Here is a 21,134-nt window from a genome sequence, read left to right on the forward strand (position 1 = left end):
AAGCAGTGAAGGACCGCTGGTTTACTTGCGTTAACGACGAATGAGCTGAATGAAGAAAAGCGGATGAATGATTGAGGAGGAACGAACGTGGCAAATGCATATGCAAAAGCCGGTGTCGATGTCGAAGCCGGTTATGAAGTAGTCGAACGGATCAAAAAGCATGTGAAACGAACAGAACGTCTAGGCGTGATGGGGGCAATCGGGGGCTTTGGTGGCTGTTTTGACTTATCATCGTACCAATTGAAAGAACCAGTACTCGTTTCTGGGACAGATGGTGTAGGAACTAAGCTTTTATTGGCGATCCAGCAAGAACAGCACACAACGATCGGCATTGATTGTGTCGCAATGTGCGTGAATGATATCGTCGCTCAAGGGGCAGAACCTATCTACTTCCTTGACTATGTTGCAGTCGGTAAAAACGATCCTGCAAAGATCGAACAAATCATTGCTGGTGTCGCAGAGGGCTGTGTGCAAGCGGGTGCTGCCCTGATTGGTGGGGAAACCGCTGAAATGCCGGGAATGTACCAACCAGAAGAATATGATCTTGCTGGCTTTGCCGTAGGAATCGTCGAAAAAAGTCGCTTGATCACTGGAGAAACCATCAAAGAAGGCGATGAGCTGATTGGTTTGCCTTCATCAGGCATTCACTCGAATGGGTACTCTTTAGTCAGAAAAGTCTTTTTTGAACAGCATGGCTATACAGGAGCAGAAACATTTGCAAAACTTGGCAACCAAACACTTGCAGAAAGTTTATTGACGCCAACGAGAATTTACGTGGATGCATTGAAGCCTTTATTGACAGAAGGATTGCTAGCTGGAATTTCTCATATCACTGGTGGCGGCTTTGTTGAAAATATCCCGCGGATGCTGCCTGAAGGTCTGGCGGCAGAAATCTCCTTAGACACTTGGCCGCAGTTGCCGATATTTGATCTGATCGCTGCTCATGGCGCGATTCCTCACCAAGAAATGTTCGAGATTTTCAACATGGGGATCGGTATGGTCTTAGCCGTTGCGCCAGAAAATGTTGCGGCAGTAATGGCGCTTCTATCCGCCAATGAAGAACCAGCGTATCGGATCGGTAAAGTGACGAAACGTGACAACGAAGCTGTCTGCTTTAAAGAGGCAGTCCGATGAGGATCGCCGTCTTTGCTTCTGGAACGGGCAGCAATTTTACAGCGATCGCCGATGCGATCCAGGCTAATGAAATCAAAGGGGCGCAGATCGGATTGGTCTTTTCCGATAAACCTGCAGCGCCAGTGATAGAAAAAGCTCGCGCAAGAGACTATGAAACGCTTGTCTTGGAGCCAGCGGCTTTTGCGTCAAAAGCAGCCTTTGAAAGGAAATTGATCGAAGAATTGCAGTATCATGCCATCGATTTTATTGTTTTAGCTGGGTATATGCGGATCATCGGGAACAACCTATTATCCGCTTATGAAGGCAGAGTCATTAATATCCATCCCTCGTTGTTGCCGAGCTTCCCAGGCAAATCTGGGATTGCCGATGCCTTCGCTTATGGCGTGAAAGTGACGGGGGTTACGGTTCATTATGTCGATGCTGGCATTGATACAGGGCCAATCATTGCCCAAGAAATCGTTCGGATTGACACCGACGATACGTTAACAAGTGTGACAGAGAAAATTCATCAAGTGGAACACCAAATCTATCCAGCTGTTTTAGCTGAAATTGTGGAAAAGGGGCTATCAAATCGTGAATAAACGTGCATTAATCAGTGTGTCTGACAAAGAAGGACTGGTACCATTTGTCCAAGAATTGACCAATTTAGGATTTGAGATCATTTCAACTGGCGGGACCAAAACCGTCTTGGATGAAGCAGGGCTTCAACCGATCGGCATCGAAGCGATCACAGAATTTCCTGAAATGATGGACGGTAGGGTAAAAACGCTACATCCGCGGGTGCATGGTGGTCTGTTAGGGCGACGTGATCTGCCTTCTCATATGGAGGCAATGGCTGAGCACGGTATTTTACCGATCGACCTCGTTGTCGTCAATCTTTATCCATTTAAAGAAACGATCAGCAAGCCTGATGTCACAGAAGCCGACGCAATCGAAAATATCGACATCGGCGGACCAAGCATGCTGCGTTCTGCGGCGAAAAACCATGCCTCAGTAACTGTTGTCGTTGATCCCAAGGATTACGACTGGGTTTTAACTGAGCTGAAGGAAGGCAATACGACGTTGGCATCAAGAAAGAAATTAGCTGCCAAAGTCTTCCGCCATACCGCAGCCTACGATGCCTTGATTGGTGAATACTTGACCAAAGCGGTGGCTGAAACAGAAACGGAGAACTTGACGAAAACCTATGTTTTGAAACAAACATTGCGTTATGGTGAAAATAGTCATCAGAAAGCTTCCTTCTATCAAGACGCATTACCCGTGCCCTATTCGATTGCCAGCGCAAAACAAATCCACGGCAAAGAATTGTCTTACAACAACATTAAAGATGCTGACGCTGCCTTACGGATCGCAGAAGAATTTACAGAGCCAACTGCAGTAGCCCTAAAGCACATGAATCCATGTGGAATCGGAAGTGGAGAAACGATTGCTGAAGCTTTCCAAGAAGCTTACGAAGCAGACCCAGTGTCGATTTTTGGCGGGATTATCGTCTTAAATCGTCCAGTTGATGTGGCAACTGCGCAGCAGCTGCAGCGGATTTTTCTTGAGATCATTATTGCACCTGCATTTGAAGAAGGAGCACTTGAAATCCTAACGAAGAAAAAAAATCTGCGCTTGCTGGTTGTTGATTTCGAAAAAGCAGCCAAACAGCCAGAAGTTGTCTCTGTCCTTGGGGGCTTATTGGTGCAAGAACCAGACGATCAAATGGAGTCACCAGCAGATTGGACCGTGGTGACCAAAAGGCAGCCGACACCAGAAGAAATCGCAGCCTTGGCATTTGCTTGGAAAGCGGTGAAACACGTGAAGTCCAATGCGATCGTTTTAGCCAATCAACAGCAAACCGTCGGGATCGGTGCTGGTCAGATGAACCGCGTTGGTTCAGTGAAAATCGCTGTGGAACAAGCCCGTGAAAACAATAAATTGGCTGGTTCAGTGCTGGCAAGCGATGCCTTTTTCCCGATGGATGACAGTGTCGAATATGCAGCACAACAAGGAATCAAAGCGATTATTCAACCTGGTGGTAGTATCAAAGATCAAGAATCGATCGACATGGCAGATAAGTACGGTGTGGCGATGGTCTTTACTGGTGTTCGTCATTTTAAACACTAAGAAATAGGAGAAGACGATGAAAATACTTGTTATTGGTAGTGGTGGCAGAGAACATGCCGTCGCAAAAAAGTTTCTGCAAGACCCTCAAGTTGAAACAGTCTTTTGTGCAAAGGGCAATCCTGGAATGCGAAAAGACGGGATCGTGACAGTCGCAATTGAAGAGTCCGATCATGAAGGTTTGATTGCTTTTGCTCAAGAGCAGGAGGTTGATTGGACCTTCGTTGGTCCAGAAGTTCCATTATTAAATGGCATCGTAGATGATTTTCAGGCGGCGGGCTTGGAAATTTTTGGTCCCAATCGACAAGCAGCGATGATCGAAGGATCAAAAGAGTTTGCCAAAGAATTGATGCGTGCCAATCACATTCCAACAGCTGACTACCAAAGCTTTAAAGATAGTGCGCAAGCAAAAGCATATATCCAACTTAAAGGTGCACCGATCGTTATCAAAGCGGATGGCTTAGCGGCAGGCAAAGGCGTAGTTGTTGCTGAAACCGTTGATGAGGCGAATGCAGCTGTCGAAGCGATGCTGGAGCAAAATGCTTTCGGTGAAAGTGGTGCAAAAGTGGTGATCGAAGAGTTTTTGGCTGGCGAAGAGTTTTCGCTCTTGGCGTTTGTTAAGGACGAAGCCGTCTATCCAATGGTCATTGCCCAAGACCATAAACGTGCGTTTGATGGCGACTTAGGGCCGAATACAGGAGGTATGGGGGCGTACACACCAGTACCGCAGATTCCGCAAGAAATGGTCGATCAAGCGGTCAAAGAAGTTTTATTTCCTGCAGCAAAAGGGATGATTCGTAATAAGACACCATTTACTGGTATTCTTTATGCAGGTCTGATTGCTACTAATGAAGGACCGAAAGTCATTGAATTTAATGCTCGTTTTGGTGATCCAGAAACGCAAGTCGTGTTAAGTCGTTTAGATAGTAGCCTGGCACAGATCATTGATGATCTCTTGCAGGATCGAGAGCCCGCGATTCGCTGGAATCAAGCAGCTTCGATCGGTGTCGTGATTGCATCGCAAGGATATCCTGGCAAGTATCAGCAAGGAATGCCTGTTCCATCTCCTCAAGGAGAAGGAACACAATTCTTTTATGCAGGAGTGGAGGAGACTGCTGATCAAGGCGATTTGACGGCAGCTGGTGGTCGTGTTTTTCTTGTGGAAGCTTCAGCTGAGGATTTAGCTACTGCACAAAAGAACGTCTATGAAGCAATCAATAAATTGCCTTTGTCGGGTTTGTTTTATCGAAATGACATTGGTGACAAAGCCTTACACTATAGCAACTCATCAAAGGCGATGAAGTAAAGAACGTTTCAATGCGTAATGCAAATTGAAAGTAAAGGATGACTGCCAGTAGAACCAATCGGTTGTGCTGGTGGTTTTCATTTTATAGGAGGTTTTTTTGACGTTGGTGTAGCGTTTTCATCTTGTTGTGCTAAAATAAGAATGTAGTTTAAATAAGGAGGAACTTTACGTGAAAAAAATTAAATTCGGTCCCACTGATTTAGAAGTATCTAGCGTGATTTTAGGTTTGATGCGAATCAACAATGCCAAAGACCCAGTGAAAGTATTGACGACAGCGATTGAAAATGACATTACCTTTTTTGACCATGCCGATATCTATGGGCGCGGGGAGTGTGAAACGATTTTTGCGGAAGCGTTAGCAAAAACGGATGCCAAAAGAGAAGAGTTGTTCATTCAATCAAAATGTGGCATCGTTCCAGGTGTAATGTTTGATTTTTCGAAAGAGCATATCATTTCTTCCGTGGAAGGTAGTTTACAGCGTTTGAAAACCGATCATTTGGATGCGCTACTATTGCATCGCCCTGACACTTTGTTTGAACCAGAAGAAGTGGCAGCTGCCTTTGATCAATTAGAAAAAGACGGCAAAGTGAAATACTTCGGTGTCAGCAATCAAAAACCTGGTCAAATCGAATTGTTGAAAAAATATGTTTCCCAACCTTTAGTAGCGAATCAGCTGCAATTCGGGATCATGCATACGGGAATGATCGATCAAGGAATTCATGTCAACATGACGGATGCTGGTAGTGTCGATCATGATGGAGAAATTCTTGAATATTCTCGCTTGCATGAGATGACGATCCAAGCTTGGTCTCCGTATCAATATGGTTTCTTCGAAGGTGTCTTTATCGGTAATGAGAAATTCCCAGAGTTGAACGAAAAATTGACTGAACTAGCGGACAAGTATCAAACGACACCGACAGGTATTGCTTCTGCGTGGATCTTACGTCACCCTGCAAACATGCAAGTGATTGCTGGAACGATGACCCCACATCGGATCGAAGAAATCGCGCAAGCATCTTCGATCGTATTGACTCGCCATGAATGGTATGAGGTGTATAAAGCAGCAGGGAACATCTTGCCGTAATTTATTAGTAAATCCCGTTTTTTTCAGTACTTATAAGGATGAATGTTCGCAAAAGACGAACATTCATCCTTTTTTTTCAAAAAGTATTTCTGAAAAGCTTGTATTTCACTTCTAGGTGGTTTAAATTGTTGTGGGCGTTAAAAATAGGCGGATGCCATTTGATGCTTGCTTCACTCTTAGTAAGATTTGGAGGATATTTTTATGTTTGACATGAAAGTTTTTGATTACGAAGATATACAACTGATTCCTAACAAGTGTATCGTGAACAGCCGTTCAGAATGTGATACCACGGTGACATTAGGCGGACACTCTTTTAAGATGCCTGTCGTTCCTGCAAATATGCAAACGATTATTGATGATTCGATCGCAGAATTTTTAGCTGAAAATGGCTATTTTTATATTATGCACCGCTTTGATGAAGAAGCACGGATTCCATTTATCAAAAAAATGAAGAGCCGTGGCTTGATTGCTTCTATCAGCGTAGGTGTCAAAGAAAATGAATATGCCTTTGTGGAAGAACTAGCTGACAAAGAGCTTGTTCCTGATTTTATTACGATCGATATTGCTCATGGCCACTCAAACGCCGTGATCAATATGATCCAACACATCAAGAAGCATTTGCCAGCAACGTTTGTGATCGCTGGAAATGTTGGAACGCCAGAAGCAGTTCGTGAATTGGAAAACGCTGGTGCAGATGCAACGAAAGTCGGCATTGGACCTGGGAAAGTGTGTATCACAAAAATCAAAACTGGTTTCGGGACTGGCGGCTGGCAGTTAGCAGCACTACGCTGGTGTGCCAAAGCTGCTCGCAAACCAATCATTGCAGATGGCGGCATTCGGACACACGGCGATATCGCTAAATCTGTCCGTTTCGGTGCAACAATGGTCATGATCGGTTCATTGTTTGCAGGTCATGAAGAATCACCTGGTGAAACGAAAGTAGAAAACGGCGTTGTGATGAAAGAATACTTTGGTTCTGCATCAGAATTTCAAAAAGGTGAAAAGAAAAACGTGGAAGGAAAGAAAATTTGGATTCAATACAAAGGTTCTTTGAAAGACACGTTAGTTGAAATGCAGCAAGACTTGCAGTCATCGATCTCTTATGCAGGTGGAAAAGATTTAGAATCGATTCGTAAAGTGGATTACGTAATCGTGAAAAATTCGATTTTTAATGGAGATACGATCTAAACAGGATACTAAAGAAGCGACCTTCTATTGGTCGTTTCTTTTTTTGTAAGAAGAACCATTTTGTTTTTCTGTTTTCTTCGTTATAATAGAAGCAACGAAGAGTAGAGGAGCGGGTGACCAAATGACAATCAAAGTGATGTCAGTGTTCGGTACCAGACCGGAAGCCATCAAAATGGCGCCACTAGTAAAGGAATTGGAAAACGACCCGCGTTTTGAATCGATCGTTGTGGTGACGGCGCAGCATCGAGAAATGTTGGATCAAGTATTAACGGTTTTTGAGATCACACCAGACTATGATCTGGATATTATGACTTTAGGGCAAACCTTGACAGGGATCACCACCAAAGTTTTACTGGATCTAGAACCGATCCTGCAAAAAGAAACTCCTGATATCGTGCTGGTTCATGGCGATACGACCACCGCTTATGCAGCCGCGACGGCCGCCTTTTATCAGCAAATTCCTGTGGGTCATGTGGAAGCCGGTTTGCGCACATGGAACAAAAAATCTCCTTATCCAGAGGAAGCCAATCGTCAGTTGATCGATGTCTTAGCTGATTTTTACTTTGCGCCAACTTACCAAAGCAAAAAAAATCTGCTGGCTGAAAACCGCAATGAGGCTGCGATTTATGTAACAGGTAATACCGCCATTGATGCGATGCGTTATACGATCTCGGAGGAATACCAGCATCCAGAACTTTCCGCAGCAGATCAAACCATGATCCTACTAACAATGCATCGTCGAGAAAACTTAGGTGCTCCGATGCAGCAGGTCTTTCGTGCTTTAGCACAGATCGCAAAGGAGAAGCCAACGATCAAAGTGGTTTTCCCTATGCACAAGAATCCCCAAGTCCGAGGGATTGCTCAGGAGATTCTTGGGGAACTAGCAAATGTTACGTTGATTGAGCCTTTAGATGTCATTGATTTTCATAACGTTGCGAATCAAAGTACCTTGATTTTGACGGATTCCGGTGGTGTCCAAGAAGAAGCGCCGTCATTAGGCGTTCCTGTTTTGGTCTTGCGAGATACAACAGAGCGTCCAGAAGGCATTGCTGCAGGTACGTTAAAACTGATCGGTACGTCTGAAGCTGCGGTTTATCAAGAAACAAAGCGACTGCTAGAAGATCCAGAAGCTTACAATGCCATGGCACATGCAGAAAATCCATACGGCGATGGGAAAGCAAGCCAGCGAATCCTGCAAATTTTAGCCGATCATTTTTCGTGAGAGCTAGAGTGAATAATAATTCTCCCAGTATAGGGGAACATAGAGAAAGAGGCAGCTGTTTGTTACATGGCTGTCTTTTTATATACATGAAACCTGCGGGAACGCCGTTTCCATTTTTTCGTTGAGTGTGACAAACGAAGAAGCTTGATTAAGTGTGAGTTTCGCTTTGAAAGGGTTTCTGTTCATCTGCTCGTATATAAAGGTTTATCAAGTATAAAATCACATCGGTTCTTTAATGTTGTTATTTTATTGTAAGACCTTTCATTTGAAAACCTATGGAAAACTTTGAAAAAAGGGTACTTTTTTCCTTAGATGCTGTTGACATTGGTTAGGATAGCAGTTATTATGTGGGTAGTTGGAAGAAAGACTTCCGACGAACTGACATTTTATACAAATAATTGTTAGGTGAGGCTCCTATATGGACACAAGCTGCTGCCGCAAAAGCATCGAGAGATGCTTAGTTGGTAGGACAGGTCTAATCGTGAAGGTTAAACCCAAAGCAGCTGATAGCAAATTTGCTATCTACGCCCTATAGTGCTAAAGCTCTACAATGATCATGAGTTTTTTACGCATGCTTATTGGGAGCGTGCGTTTTTTTGTGTCTTTTGCGCGCGTTCCACAGTGACTTACCTAATAAAAAGAAAGGAAGATTCACATGGAATACCCCAGTCCCCAGATGAAACAGCGGAGTAGTTATCGAATCGCTAGGGGTGGCGTAAGCAACTCCTAAGTGCTAGGAGGAAAAAAAGTTGTTAAAAAAACTATCGAAAGATCAAGAACTAAAATTACTTGCAAAATTGACCGAAAGAGAATTATTGATGGAGATGCGGACCTCCTTTCAAGGGTTATCGGAAGAAGATGCTGCAGAGCGTTTAGCAGAGTATGGTCCAAACAAAGTCGACGCACAAAAACCAACACCCGCTTGGTTGATGATCTTAGGCGCTTTTAAAGATCCCTTTGTGTTAGTTTTAGCCCTATTAATGATTATTTCTTTTGTAACAGGCGATATTGAAGCAGTGATCGTGATGGGAATCATGATTTTAGCCAGTGTCATGATTACTTTCGTCCAAGAATACCGTTCCCAAAAAGCAAGCTTAGCGTTAAAAGAACTTATTGAAAATACTTGTTCCGTAACCAGAGATGGAATCACGAGAGAAATTCCAATGGATGAAGTCGTTCCTGGAGACATCGTCACCTTAGCAACTGGCGACATGATCCCTGCGGATGCGATCTTGATTTGGACCAAAGATTTATTTATCAATCAATCTTCATTAACAGGCGAATCAATGCCCGTTGAAAAATTTGTCGATGCTGGGATCAAAGAAAGCGATGAACAAATTTCTGCACTAGATATGCAAGATCTTGTTTTCATGGGTACCGATGTCTTAAGTGGTCAAGGAAAAGCCATTATTTTGAAAACCGGTCAAAGTACATTCTTTGGCGATATTGCTAAAAATGCGACCACGAAACGCGGCAAAACAACCTTTGAAGATGGCTTAACGAAAGTCAGCAAACTATTGTTGCGAATGGTCATGGTTCTTTTCCCAATCGTTTTATTGATCAATGGATTAACCAAGGGTGATTGGGGCGAAGCGTTGTTCTTCGCGATTGCAGTAGCAGTTGGTTTGACGCCAGAAATGCTACCAATGATCGTTACCAGTAACTTAGCCAAAGGGGCGATCTCTTTGTCAAAAGAAAAAGTGATCGTCAAAGAATTGCCTTCGATTCAAAACTTAGGTGCAATGGATGTATTATGTACCGATAAAACGGGTACGATCACCGAAGATCGTGTCGTGCTGGTACAACATTTAAATCCGTTTGGCGTAGAAGATAAACAAGTTCTTGATATGACCTATTTAAATTCTTACTATCAAACAGGGTGGAAAAACCTGATGGATATCGCAGTGCTAAACTACTATGAAGAAGAAGGTTTGGCAGCGCCATTTAACGATGTGACAAAAATCGATGAGATTCCTTTTGACTTTTCACGTCGTCGCTTGACGGTTGTTGTCAATGCGGATGGTCATCAACTGATGGTCACAAAAGGTGCAGCTGAAGAAATGGAACAAGTCTGCAAATACGTAGAAGTTGATGGCAAAGTGATGGAATTGACTCCTCAATTGAGAGAGCAATTACGTCAAGTGAACCTGCGCTTGAATAAACAAGGAATGCGCGTGTTGACAGTTGCCGTAAAACGCGATGCTCACGCAGATGCCGTTTATTCTGTAGCAGACGAACAAGACATGATCATGATTGGCTTTATGGGCTTCTTAGATCCAGCAAAAGAAACAGCCAAAACAGCGATTGCTTCTTTACACGGTCATGGCATCAATGTCAAAGTGTTGACTGGAGATAATGCGATCGTTGCGCAAAAAGTTTGCCGAGATGTTGGTATCGATGCAGATGAATACTTATTGGGAACCGATATTGATCATCTATCAGATGAAGAGTTAGCAGCGAAAGCTGCAAAAACCAATCTGTTTGCAAAATTAAACCCAATGCAAAAATCACGAATCATTGAAACTATTCAAGCAGCAGGCCATACAGTCGGCTTTATGGGAGATGGCATCAACGATGCGCCTGCTTTACGCACGGCAGATGTTGGCATCTCGGTTGATACAGCAGCGGATATCACCAAAGATGCCAGCTCGATCATTTTATTAGAAAAAAGTTTAAATGTCCTTGATAAAGGGGTCATCGAAGGGCGCAAAGTATTTACCAATATGATGAAGTACATCAAAATGACGTTGAGTTCGAACTTCGGGAATGTCTTCTCGATCTTAGTTGCTAGTGCCTTTTTACCTTTCTTACCAATGTTGTCCATTCAATTGTTGGTTCAAAACTTGGTGTACGATATGGCACAATTGACGATTCCATGGGACAACGTAGACAAAGCAGAGTTAGAAAAACCAGTCAAATGGCAAGTGGGCGGACTATTGAAGTTTACGGTCGGCATTGGACCGGTCAGCAGCATCTTTGATATTTTGACCTTCTTTGTGATGTGGCATGTCTTCAGTGCAAATACGATCCAAGAGCAAGCCTTGTTCCAAGCAGGATGGTTTATGATCGGCTTAACGACACAAACCTTAGTCGTTCACATGATCCGAACAAGAAAATTACCATTTATCAATAGTATTGCTTCACCGGCAGTCTTGATCTCCAGCGTCCTAGCAATTGCAGTTGGCTTCTTAGTTATCTTGACGCCATTGCACACCGTCTTCGATTTTGCGGCGCTGCCATCAAGCTACTGGCCATGGTTTATTGGTATCAATTTCGCTTATTTAGTAACAGTTGAATTTGCCAAACGCATTTACATTCATGTAACGAAAGAATGGATTTAAAAAACAGGTCGGCGTTCTTCCTATGGAGGGGAGAATTGCCGATCTGTTTCTTTTTATCCGATCTCTGTATTATTTTTTTCTCATCTTAAGAAAATTCTTTTTGATTCAAGTCGAATCCTTCACAAGTAATAAAAGGAGGTTAATGGTAAATCTGTTTAGCCAAATGATGATTGCTGTACTATTCTTAAATAAAAAAAAGAATCTGAAAAGAAAAAATTGAAGAAAGCGATTGCTTTAATGTGATTAATTTCACTAATGTTTTCTTAAGAGTTGCTACAGTGGGAATTGTTTTATTAAAAAAAATACCCTTTTCACTTGTCATTTTCGAAGTTAAATGATAATTTATAAGAGTAAATGAAATTTCGATAGTACAGATTTAAACCCTGTTACATACGAAAGTGAATTTTTATATCAGAGAGGAAAGTGTGTCAAGATGGCAAAAAAACAAAAAGCACTTGATTTCCAAGCGATTTTGGAGCAAGTCAATGCAGATTTTCCAACTTACCAAGCTTTGGACAAAGACGGGAAAATTGTAAATCAAGAGTTAGTACCAGATTTAAGTGACGACGAATTAGTTGAATTGATGACTCGTATGGTATGGTCTCGTGTATTAGACCAACGCTCAACTGCGTTAAACCGTCAAGGTCGTCTAGGTTTCTTCGCGCCAACTGCTGGACAAGAAGCAAGCCAATTAGCAAGTCAATTTGCTTTTGAAAAAGAAGACGTTCTATTACCAGGTTACCGTGATGTACCACAATTGATCCAACACGGTCTGCCATTGAAAGAAGCGTTCTTATGGTCACGTGGTCACGTTGCTGGGAACCTTTACCCAGAAGATTTAAAAGCATTGCCACCACAAATCATCATCGGTGCACAATACGTCCAAGCAGCCGGCGTTGCTTTAGGATTGAAAAAACGCAATAAGAAAAATGTTGTATTCACTTATACAGGTGATGGCGGTTCTTCACAAGGGGACTTCTATGAAGCAATCAACTTTGCAGGGGCATACCATGCAAACGCTGTATTCTACATCCAAAACAATGGTTTTGCGATTTCTACACCTCGTGAAGTACAAAGTGCGGCACCAACATTGGCACAAAAAGCAGCAGCAGCTGGGATCCCTGGTATCCAAGTTGACGGTATGGATCCATTGGCAGTGTACTATGTTTCTAAAGCAGCTCGTGAATGGGCAGCAAACGGCAACGGTCCTGTATTGATCGAAACCTTGACTTACCGTTACGGTCCACATACATTGTCTGGTGATGATCCAACCCGTTACCGTTCAAAAGACATGGACAGCGAATGGCAACAAAAAGATCCATTGGTACGTTTCCGTACTTACTTAACTGAAAAAGGACTTTGGTCTGAAGAAAAAGAAGAACAAGTCATTGAACAAACAAAAGAAGAAATCAAAGCAGCGATCGCTGAAGCTGACCGCGTGCCAAAACAAAAAGTTTCAGATTTCTTGAAAAACATGTTTGAAGTTCAACCACAAAACATTAAAGAACAAATTGCAACTTACGAAGCGAAGGAGTCGAAATAGTCATGGCACAAAAAACAATGATTCAAGCAATTACAGATGCCTTAGCTGTTGAAATGGAAAATGACAAAGAGATTTTAGTCTTTGGTGAAGATGTCGGTAAAAACGGCGGGGTTTTCCGTGCAACAGAAGGTTTACAAGAAAAATTCGGCGAAGATCGTGTCTTCGATACCCCTCTTGCTGAATCTGGTATCGGCGGCTTGGCTTTCGGTTTAGCATTAGAAGGTTTCCGTCCAGTTCCAGAAATCCAATTCTTTGGTTTCGTATTTGAAACCTTTGACGAAATCGTTGGTCAAATGGCGCGTACTCGTTACCGTATGGGTGGTACACGTAATTTACCAATCACTATTCGTTCACCATTTGGTGGCGGTGTGCACACACCAGAATTGCACTCAGATAACTTGGAAGGATTGATCGCTCAATCACCTGGTATCCGTGTCGTTATTCCATCAAACCCATATGATGCAAAAGGATTATTGATTGCTTCTATCCGCAGCAATGACCCAGTTGTTTTCTTAGAGCACATGAAACTTTACCGTTCATTCCGTGAAGAAGTGCCAGAAGAAGCATACGAAGTTCCTTTAGACAAAGCAGCAGTAACTCGTGAAGGTTCTGATGTTTCCATCATCACTTATGGTGCGATGGTTCGTGAAGCAATCAAAGCTGCTGACAACTTAGCGAAAGAAAACATCAACGCTGAAATCATCGACTTGCGTACAGTTGCTCCTCTTGATGTTGAAACGATCATCAAATCAGTTGAAAAAACTGGTCGTGTGGTTGTCGTTCAAGAAGCACAAAAACAAGCAGGTGTTGGCGCTCAAGTCGTTTCTGAAATTTCTGAACGTGCGGTTCTATCACTAGAAGCTCCAATCGGACGCGTGTCTGCACCAGATACGATCTTCCCATTCGGTCAAGCTGAAAACATTTGGTTGCCAAATGCAAAAGACATCGAAGACAAAGTGAAAGAAATCGTGAACTTTTAATAGTTGAAGAAGGGAAGAATAGAAAATGGCATTTCAATTTAAATTACCGGATATCGGTGAAGGAATTGCAGAAGGCGAAATCGTAAAATGGTTCGTCAAAGCAGGGGATACCATCAATGAAGATGATACCTTACTAGAAGTTCAAAATGATAAATCAGTGGAAGAAATTCCATCTCCAGTAACAGGAACAGTGAAAAACATCGTTGTCCCTGAAGGTACAGTCGCAAACGTTGGGGATGTCCTTGTTGAGATCGATGCACCAGGACATGAAGACAACGAAGGCGATGAAGGTGTAGCAGCAGAGTCTCAAACACCAGCAAAACCAGCGGCAGAACCTACAACGGAAACGGCTGAAGCATCAGCTGGTTCTTCTGAAGGCGCAGGCGTTTTCCAATTCAAATTACCAGATATCGGTGAAGGAATTGCAGAAGGTGAAATCGTAAAATGGTTCGTTAAAGCAGGAGATACCATCAATGAAGATGATACGTTGCTTGAAGTTCAAAACGACAAATCAGTGGAAGAAATTCCATCTCCAGTAACAGGAACAGTGAAAAACATCGTTGTTGCTGAAGGAACAGTCGCAAATGTTGGGGATGTTTTAGTTGAAATCGACGCACCTGGTCACAACAGTGCGCCTGCTTCATCAAGCACATCTGCAGAAGCACCAAAAGAAAAAGTGGAAACTTCTGGTTCAGCAAGTGTTGTTGAAGCAGCAGATCCTAACAAACGCGTCTTGGCTATGCCTTCTGTACGTCAATTTGCTCGTGAAAAAGATGTTGATATTTCTCAAGTATCAGCAACAGGTAAAGGCGGCCGTGTAACAAAAGAAGACATCGAAAACTTCCTATCAGGTGGCGGACAAGCTGCAAAAGCTGAAACTCAAGCTCCTGTGAAAGAAGAAACAAAAGCTGCAGCAACTGAAAGCAAACCAGCAGCTCCAGCAAAAGCCTTCAAATCAAACTTAGGTGATTTAGAAGAACGTGTGGCCTTAACACCTACACGTAAAGCAATCGCTAAAGCGATGGTAAACAGCAAACAAACAGCACCTCATGTAACCTTGCATGATGAAGTTGAAGTAACAAACCTATGGGATAACCGTAAGAAATTCAAAGAAGTTGCTGCTGCAAACGGCACAAAACTTACTTTCTTACCATATGTTGTGAAAGCATTGACTGCAACAGTGAAAAAATTCCCTATCTTGAATGCGTCGATCGATGATGCAAAACAAGAGATCGTATACAAAAACTATTACAACATCGGTATCGCAACAGATACTGACCATGGTTTGTATGTACCAAACGTAAAAGATGCAGATCGTAAAGGCATGTTTGCTATCGCCGATGAAATCAACGAAAAAGCAAAACTTGCTCATGACGGCAAATTAGCTGCAGATGATATGCGTAACGGTACCATCACGATCAGTAACATTGGTTCAGTTGGTGGCGGCTGGTTCACACCAGTAATCAACTACCCTGAAGTAGCTATTTTGGGTGTAGGTACGATCGCGCAACAACCAATCGTAAACGCTGAAGGCGAAATCGTTGTCGGACGTGTGATGAAACTTTCATTAAGCTTCGACCACCGTATCGTTGATGGCGCAACAGCGCAACAAGCAATGAATAATATCAAACGTCTATTAGCTGATCCAGAGCTATTAATGATGGAAGGATGATTAACAAATGGTAGTTGGAGATTTTGCTGTTGAATTAGATACAGTTGTAATCGGTGCGGGACCTGGCGGCTATGTAGCTGCCATCCGCGCTGCTGAAATGGGACAAAAAGTAGCAATCATTGAAAGAGAATACATCGGCGGCGTTTGTTTAAACGTTGGTTGTATCCCTTCAAAAGCTTTGATCGCTGCAGGTCATCATTACCAAGAATCTTTGGATTCAACAATGTTTGGTGTAACAAGTGAAAATGTTTCCCTTGATTTTACCAAAACACAAGAATGGAAAGACAACAAAGTCGTTAAAACGTTAACTTCTGGTGTTGGTTTCCTATTGAAAAAACATAAAGTTGAAACAATTGAAGGAGAAGCTTTCTTCGTTGATGATCACACATTGCGTGTCATCCACCCAGATTCAGCACAAACTTACTCTTTCAACAATGCAATCATCGCAACAGGTTCTCGTCCAATTGAAATCCCTGGTTTCAAATTCGGTGGACGTGTCCTTGATTCAACTGGCGGATTGGCATTAAAAGAAGTTCCTAAAAAATTCGTTGTTATCGGTGGCGGTGTCATCGGTTCTGAACTAGGTGCAGCGTATGCAAACCTAGGTGCAGAAGTAACAATCCTTGAAGGTTCTCCTCAAATCTTGCCAACCTATGAAAAAGACATGGTCAAATTGGTTGAAGAAGACTTTGCGAAAAAAGGTGTAACAGTTGTTACCAACGCAATGGCGAAAGAAGCAATTGACAATGGCGATAGCGTAACTGTGAAATATGCCGTAGATGGTAAAGAAGAATCAGTTACTGCTGATTACGTGATGGTTACTGTTGGCCGTCGTCCAAATACTGATGACATGGGCTTGGAACAAGCAGGTGTTGAAGTAGGCGAACGCGGATTGATCACGGTTGACAAACAAGGTCGTACCAACGTATCAAATATCTACGCAATTGGTGATATCGTTCCTGGTGCTGCATTAGCACATAAAGCCAGCTACGAAGCAAAAATCGCTGCTGAAGCAATCTCTGGCAAAAAAGTTGCTGTTGATTACAAAGCGATGCCTGCAGTTGCCTTTACTGACCCAGAATTGGCTTCTGTCGGTATGACGATCAAAGATGCCAAGGATGCTGGAATTGAAGCAAAAGCATTCAAATTCCCATTCTCAGGTAACGGTCGTGCGTTATCTCTAGGAAAAACCGAAGGATTCATTCGCTTAGTAACAACGGTTGAAGACAATGTGATCATCGGTGCGCAAATTGCTGGTTTAGGAGCAAGCGATATGGTTTCAGAACTTGCTCTTGCTATTGAATCTGGCATGAACGCAGAAGATATCGCGTTAACCATCCATCCACATCCATCTCTAGGTGAGATCACAATGGATGCTGCTGAGTTAGCTCTAGGTTTACCAATCCACATTTAAGCTTTTTGAAACTCGTTCATCATTTGGTGAACGAGTTTTTTTATCACCAAAAATAAAGCGATCCTAAGCTATTGACAGAATCTTCTGTAAATGATACGATGCTCTTAATATTTCAACCGTTGATGAGGAAAGTACATTGATTTGGCAAGCCTAGAGAGTCTTCGTAGGGTGCAAGAAGAACTTGTAGAATCAATCGAAAATGGCCTCAGAGGTGATCTTCTGAACTTGTACGAAAGATAAGGAGATCCGGGTGCGCCCGCTATCGCGTCAGAGTATAACGACGTTTATTTGTCGCGTACTTGCTGAGAAGCATGCTGGAAAGTCTGCTTGAATAAAGGTGGTAACACGTAAACACGTCCTTTGATATCTCGATATCAGAGGGCTTTTTTATTTGTATTATTAAGGAGGAATAGTATGACAGAAAGATTTGAGACGATTCAATTACACGGAGGACAAACACCAGATCCTACCACAGGGAGTCGCGCCGTACCCATTTATCAAACCACATCGTATGTGTTTGAGGACGCAGATCAAGCGGCAGCGAGATTTAGTCTTAGTGAGAATGGCAATATCTATACCCGTATTACCAATCCGACAACGGCTGTTCTAGAAGAACGATTAGCCCTCTTAGAAGGCGGTGTCGGTGCGTTAGCAACGGCTTCTGGCTCAGCAGCGATCACCTATGCGATTTTAAATCTTGCACAAGCAGGAGATCATATCGTTTCTGCTGCTTCAATTTATGGGGGGACCTATAATTTATTCGCTCATACGTTGCCAGATTTTGGCATCACTACAAGCTTTGTTGATAGTGAAGATCTGGCAGCACTAAAAGCAGCCATCCAAGAAAATACTAAAGCAGTTTTTCTAGAGTCTTTAGGCAATCCAGATATTGATATTGCCGACTTTAAAAAGATTGCAGCGATCGCTCATGAAGCAGGGATTCCCCTCATCATTGACAATACCTTTGCGACTCCCTATCTGTTTCGAGGATTTGAGCATGGGGCGGACATCGTCGTTTATTCCACGACAAAATACCTCGGTGGTCACGGTGCTGCTTTGGGAGGGGCCATTATCGACAGCGGCAACTTTGATTGGACAAATGGCAAATTTCCCAAGCTGGTCGATCCCGATCATAGCTACCATGGAATCTCATGGGTAGAAGCCGCTGGTAACGCTGCCTATATCACTCGAGCACGAACGATTCTTTTACGGGATACAGGCGCTGCGATTTCTCCCTTCAATTCATGGGTGTTGCTGTTAGGCATCGAGACGCTTTCGTTGCGGATGGAACGTCATGTAGAAAATGCGCAACAAGTTGCTGAATTTTTAGCCAAGCACTCGGAAGTCTCTTGGGTTCATTTCCCAACACTGCCGGACAGCCCCTATTTTGAACGGGCGCAGGAGTATTTCCCCAAAGGGACCAGTTCCGTCTTTTCCTTTGGATTAAAGGGTGGAGCAGAAGCAAGCAAAACCTTTTGTGGCGCAACCAAGCTCTTCTCTTTGCTGGCAAATGTCGGGGATGCAAAGTCCTTGATCATCCATCCAGCTTCGACGACCCATTCCCAGCTTAGCGTAGAAGAACTTGCAGCAGCCAAAATTCGTCCAGAGACGATTCGCCTATCCATTGGATTGGAAAACATCAACGATCTATTGGAAGATCTCACGCAAGCCTTCCAACAGCTCTAAATAGTTGAAGCAGTAGGAAAAGCGCAGGATACTATGCTGCGCTTTTTTGTTGTCGGTTAGTGTTTCAAATAAAACTGCGGTTTCTGTTGTTAGAAGGATAGTAAATCCATCGGTTCTATGCTATATTTAGTTGCTAAGGAATATGGATAAGGTGGGGGATGTATGCGTAATCATGCAAGTGACAAGAGGATTCGGTTTTACTACACAAGTTTGCAATTTCTTTATTGGATGATGTTTTGCTCAATCTATGGCTTTGCGACCCTTTTTTTGATTTATTTCAAGGTCGATCCAGCAAAAATTGGCGGTATTTTAGCCTTAGTCAATATTGCGTCTACGATTTTGCAGCCCTTCATCAGTCAAGTCATTATCAAAAAAAGTAAAGTACCGCTGATCGTTGTCTTGAAAACGATGACAAGCGGCGTGGTCGCGGTGCTCTTAGCAGGTGTGATTTTCCCTGCATTATCAATACTGACCTATGTCTTAGGAGGGATTTTGCTCGTTTCCATGCAGTCCTTTCTCAACGCCTTGGCGTTTGAATACACGAATAGCGGCAACAAAATCAATTTTGGCTTTTCGCGTGCGGGTGGGTCACTAGGATTTGCGGGGACCTCCTTTTTACTGGGGCAGCTCTTGGAGGAGTTTTCGGCAGCCCTTTTGCCAATGATCGCTATCGGGCAGGCCGTTTTGTTTCTCATTATTTTGCTTTTGCTGCCAGCGATCAAGAAGCCAGAAATGCCCGTGATGCTGACAGAACAAAGTCATTCAGGTGCCTTTTTGAAGAAATATCCTTTTCTACTCTTTCTCTTTGTCGGGTTTAGCTTTCTTTTCAGCTTCCACACGATGATCAACAGCTTTTTGGCACAAATTTTTGCCGATATTGGCGGTGGCAGTAAGGAAGTTGGCATCGCCCTGATGGTTGCGGCGTTATGCGAATTGCCAGGCATGATTTTCTTTGAACAGTTAGTGAGGATACGGTCTAGCCGTTTTTGGCTGTTGTTTTCCAGTGTTGCCTTTGCCATTCGTGGGGTGCTGATGCTGTTGATCAGCTCCATTATCTTGATGGAATTGAGCCATTTGATGCAAGGGGTTAGTTTTGCTTTGTTTATTCCAGCTTCGGCTTATTTGTTCAACCATAGTTTGGCAGATGAAGATCGGGTTTTTGGACAAACGATTATTATCATTGCTACCACGATCGGTGGCGTGATTGGCAATCTTTTGGGCGGGATGCTGATCCAAAGCTTCGGTGTTTGGGAAATGCTTTTGATTGGGACTGGGTTTGCCGTTCTAGGTGCTGCATTGACCTTTATCGGTGTGAAAAAAATCCCTAAAAGTAACAAGAAACTAGCGATCCTAAGCGAATGATCGATAGGTAGAAAAAAGAGTTGCGGCCGTATTTGCTTCGGTCGCAACTCTTTTGAATCTGATCAACGGGTACTATTTCTTTTCTAATACAGCGATAAATTCCCGCATATAGTCTGGTAGATCTGGAGGACGGCGGCTGGAAACGATATGTCCATCCGTAACCACAGGTGTATCCACCCATGTGGCTCCAGCATTTGTCATATCATCTTTGATGCCTGGTGTACTGGTGACCGTCTTGTCTTTCAAGATATTCGCAGAAATCAAGACCCAGCCTGCATGACAGATTTGACCAATGACTTTTTCGTCTTTGTCCATCGTTTGCACGAAAGAGATGACCTCTGGGAAACGTCGTAATTTATCAGGCGCCCAACCACCTGGAACTAAGATGGCATCGTAGTCATCGGCATGAATATCAGAAAAAGCATAGGCTGATTCTGCGGGTACACCGTATTTGCCAATATACGTTTTATGCGCTTCTTCACCGACTAAATCGACTTGCGCGCCTTCTTCCCGTAACCGATGGACCGGGTACCACAGTTCTAAATCTTCGAAATCATTGTCGACTAAGGCAATGATTTTTTTGTTTTCTAAACGCAAGAGAATTCCTCCTTTAGGTTGCTAACACAAGTGTAACAAATGCCTAGAAAAACAACAAAATATCCGCTTTGCTGTCGGTGACTAAACGAGCAGAGTGATTCTTTGTTAGTTTTTTTAAGAGAATTACCTATAAAAAAATGCTTGTACCAAAGAACCTCTTTTCGACAATAAGAGGTTTTATGGTACACTGGAAGAGAAAGAAACTAGAGGTGAAAACTATGCGGGATTATCAATATCCTCTTGACTTAGATTGGTCGACAGATGAAATGGTCGTCGTCATGAAGATGTGGGAACGATTAGAACAAGCCTATGAAAAAGGCCTTCCTAGTAGCACGTTTCTTGAGGCGTATCAAGCCTTTAAGAAAGTCGTTCCTAGCATTGGCGAGGAACGCCGTTTAGGCAGAGAATTTGAAGAACTATCAGGCTATTCGCTGTACCATGCTGTGCAGGCAGCGAAAAAGACTGAGGGAAAACTAAAAATGAAAGGGTAGATCAACGA

Annotated in this window: 16 protein-coding genes, 1 riboswitch and 1 other annotated feature; of the genes, 15 read left to right on the forward strand and 1 reads right to left on the reverse strand. The window is 43.1% G+C overall.

Annotation, left to right across the window (positions count from 1 at the left end; all coding sequences use genetic code 11):
- Positions 1-87 precede the first annotated feature (87 nt).
- The 14 genes from purM to IGJ05_RS02110 all read left to right on the forward strand — a co-directional run bounded on the left by purM (position 88) and on the right by IGJ05_RS02110 (position 20,038).
- A complete protein-coding gene (gene purM, locus IGJ05_RS02045) occupies positions 88-1,134 on the forward strand; it encodes a phosphoribosylformylglycinamidine cyclo-ligase (protein WP_438724991.1) in 1,047 nt (348 codons plus the stop codon).
- Positions 1,131-1,715, forward strand: a complete 585-nt coding sequence (gene purN / locus IGJ05_RS02050; RefSeq protein WP_266167039.1) for a phosphoribosylglycinamide formyltransferase — start codon at positions 1,131-1,133, stop codon at positions 1,713-1,715. Before purM ends, purN begins: the two co-directional genes overlap by 4 nt.
- A complete protein-coding gene (gene purH, locus IGJ05_RS02055) occupies positions 1,708-3,243 on the forward strand; it encodes a bifunctional phosphoribosylaminoimidazolecarboxamide formyltransferase/IMP cyclohydrolase (protein ID WP_375352805.1) in 1,536 nt (511 codons plus the stop codon). Before purN ends, purH begins: the two co-directional genes overlap by 8 nt.
- Positions 3,244-3,259: 16 nt before the next feature.
- The gene (gene purD, locus IGJ05_RS02060; RefSeq protein ID WP_262119468.1) at positions 3,260-4,546 is read left to right on the forward strand and encodes a phosphoribosylamine--glycine ligase; all 1,287 of its coding nucleotides are present in this window, start codon (positions 3,260-3,262) and stop codon (positions 4,544-4,546) included.
- 169 nt (positions 4,547-4,715) lie between these two features.
- Positions 4,716-5,630, forward strand: coding sequence for an aldo/keto reductase (locus IGJ05_RS02065; RefSeq protein WP_262119467.1), 915 nt, complete (start codon positions 4,716-4,718; stop codon positions 5,628-5,630).
- A 210-nt stretch (positions 5,631-5,840) separates the two neighbouring features.
- Positions 5,841-6,818, forward strand: a complete 978-nt coding sequence (gene guaC / locus IGJ05_RS02070) for a GMP reductase (RefSeq protein ID WP_005230038.1) — start codon at positions 5,841-5,843, stop codon at positions 6,816-6,818.
- Positions 6,819-6,939: 121 nt separating this feature from the next.
- Complete coding sequence (gene wecB, locus IGJ05_RS02075) at positions 6,940-8,040, forward strand: non-hydrolyzing UDP-N-acetylglucosamine 2-epimerase (protein ID WP_262119466.1); 1,101 nt, start codon at positions 6,940-6,942, stop codon at positions 8,038-8,040.
- Between the two features lie 390 nt (positions 8,041-8,430).
- Positions 8,431-8,602, forward strand: a riboswitch (M-box (ykoK) riboswitch).
- A 187-nt stretch (positions 8,603-8,789) separates the two neighbouring features.
- Positions 8,790-11,381 carry a magnesium-translocating P-type ATPase gene (gene mgtA / locus IGJ05_RS02080; RefSeq protein WP_010749598.1) on the forward strand — a complete coding sequence of 864 codons (2,592 nt, stop codon included), beginning with the start codon at positions 8,790-8,792 and terminating at the stop codon, positions 11,379-11,381.
- A 433-nt stretch (positions 11,382-11,814) separates the two neighbouring features.
- Entirely contained in the window at positions 11,815-12,924 is a 1,110-nt protein-coding gene (gene pdhA, locus IGJ05_RS02085) for a pyruvate dehydrogenase (acetyl-transferring) E1 component subunit alpha (RefSeq protein WP_005231936.1), read from the forward strand.
- A 2-nt stretch (positions 12,925-12,926) separates the two neighbouring features.
- Positions 12,927-13,904 (forward strand): alpha-ketoacid dehydrogenase subunit beta, encoded by a 978-nt coding sequence (locus tag IGJ05_RS02090; protein WP_005230047.1) that lies wholly within the window; start codon positions 12,927-12,929, stop codon positions 13,902-13,904.
- Positions 13,905-13,929: 25 nt separating this feature from the next.
- Entirely contained in the window at positions 13,930-15,576 is a 1,647-nt protein-coding gene (locus tag IGJ05_RS02095) for a dihydrolipoyllysine-residue acetyltransferase (RefSeq protein ID WP_438724992.1), read from the forward strand.
- Positions 15,577-15,583: 7 nt separating this feature from the next.
- Positions 15,584-16,990 carry a dihydrolipoyl dehydrogenase gene (lpdA, locus tag IGJ05_RS02100; RefSeq protein WP_005230052.1) on the forward strand — a complete coding sequence of 469 codons (1,407 nt, stop codon included), beginning with the start codon at positions 15,584-15,586 and terminating at the stop codon, positions 16,988-16,990.
- Positions 16,991-17,100: 110 nt separating this feature from the next.
- Positions 17,101-17,354, forward strand: a binding site (T-box leader).
- A gap of 50 nt (positions 17,355-17,404) precedes the next feature.
- Positions 17,405-18,676, forward strand: a complete 1,272-nt coding sequence (locus tag IGJ05_RS02105) for an O-acetylhomoserine aminocarboxypropyltransferase/cysteine synthase family protein (protein ID WP_016613342.1) — start codon at positions 17,405-17,407, stop codon at positions 18,674-18,676.
- A 162-nt stretch (positions 18,677-18,838) separates the two neighbouring features.
- The gene (locus IGJ05_RS02110) at positions 18,839-20,038 is read left to right on the forward strand and encodes an MFS transporter (RefSeq protein WP_225001104.1); all 1,200 of its coding nucleotides are present in this window, start codon (positions 18,839-18,841) and stop codon (positions 20,036-20,038) included.
- Positions 20,039-20,110: 72 nt separating this feature from the next.
- Here the strand turns inward: IGJ05_RS02110 and IGJ05_RS02115 are convergent, their stop codons facing one another.
- Positions 20,111-20,635, reverse strand: a complete 525-nt coding sequence (locus tag IGJ05_RS02115; RefSeq protein ID WP_087627613.1) for a type 1 glutamine amidotransferase domain-containing protein — start codon at positions 20,633-20,635, stop codon at positions 20,111-20,113.
- 218 nt (positions 20,636-20,853) lie between these two features.
- On the opposite strand from IGJ05_RS02115, the gene IGJ05_RS02120 reads away from it, so the two are divergent.
- Positions 20,854-21,126, forward strand: a complete 273-nt coding sequence (locus IGJ05_RS02120; protein WP_008381425.1) for a UPF0223 family protein — start codon at positions 20,854-20,856, stop codon at positions 21,124-21,126.
- The last annotated feature ends 8 nt before the right edge of the window (positions 21,127-21,134 follow it).

Origin of the sequence: Enterococcus sp. AZ167, from assembly GCF_051714025.1 — a bacterium.
Lineage (GTDB): Bacteria > Bacillota > Bacilli > Lactobacillales > Enterococcaceae > Enterococcus_D > Enterococcus_D casseliflavus.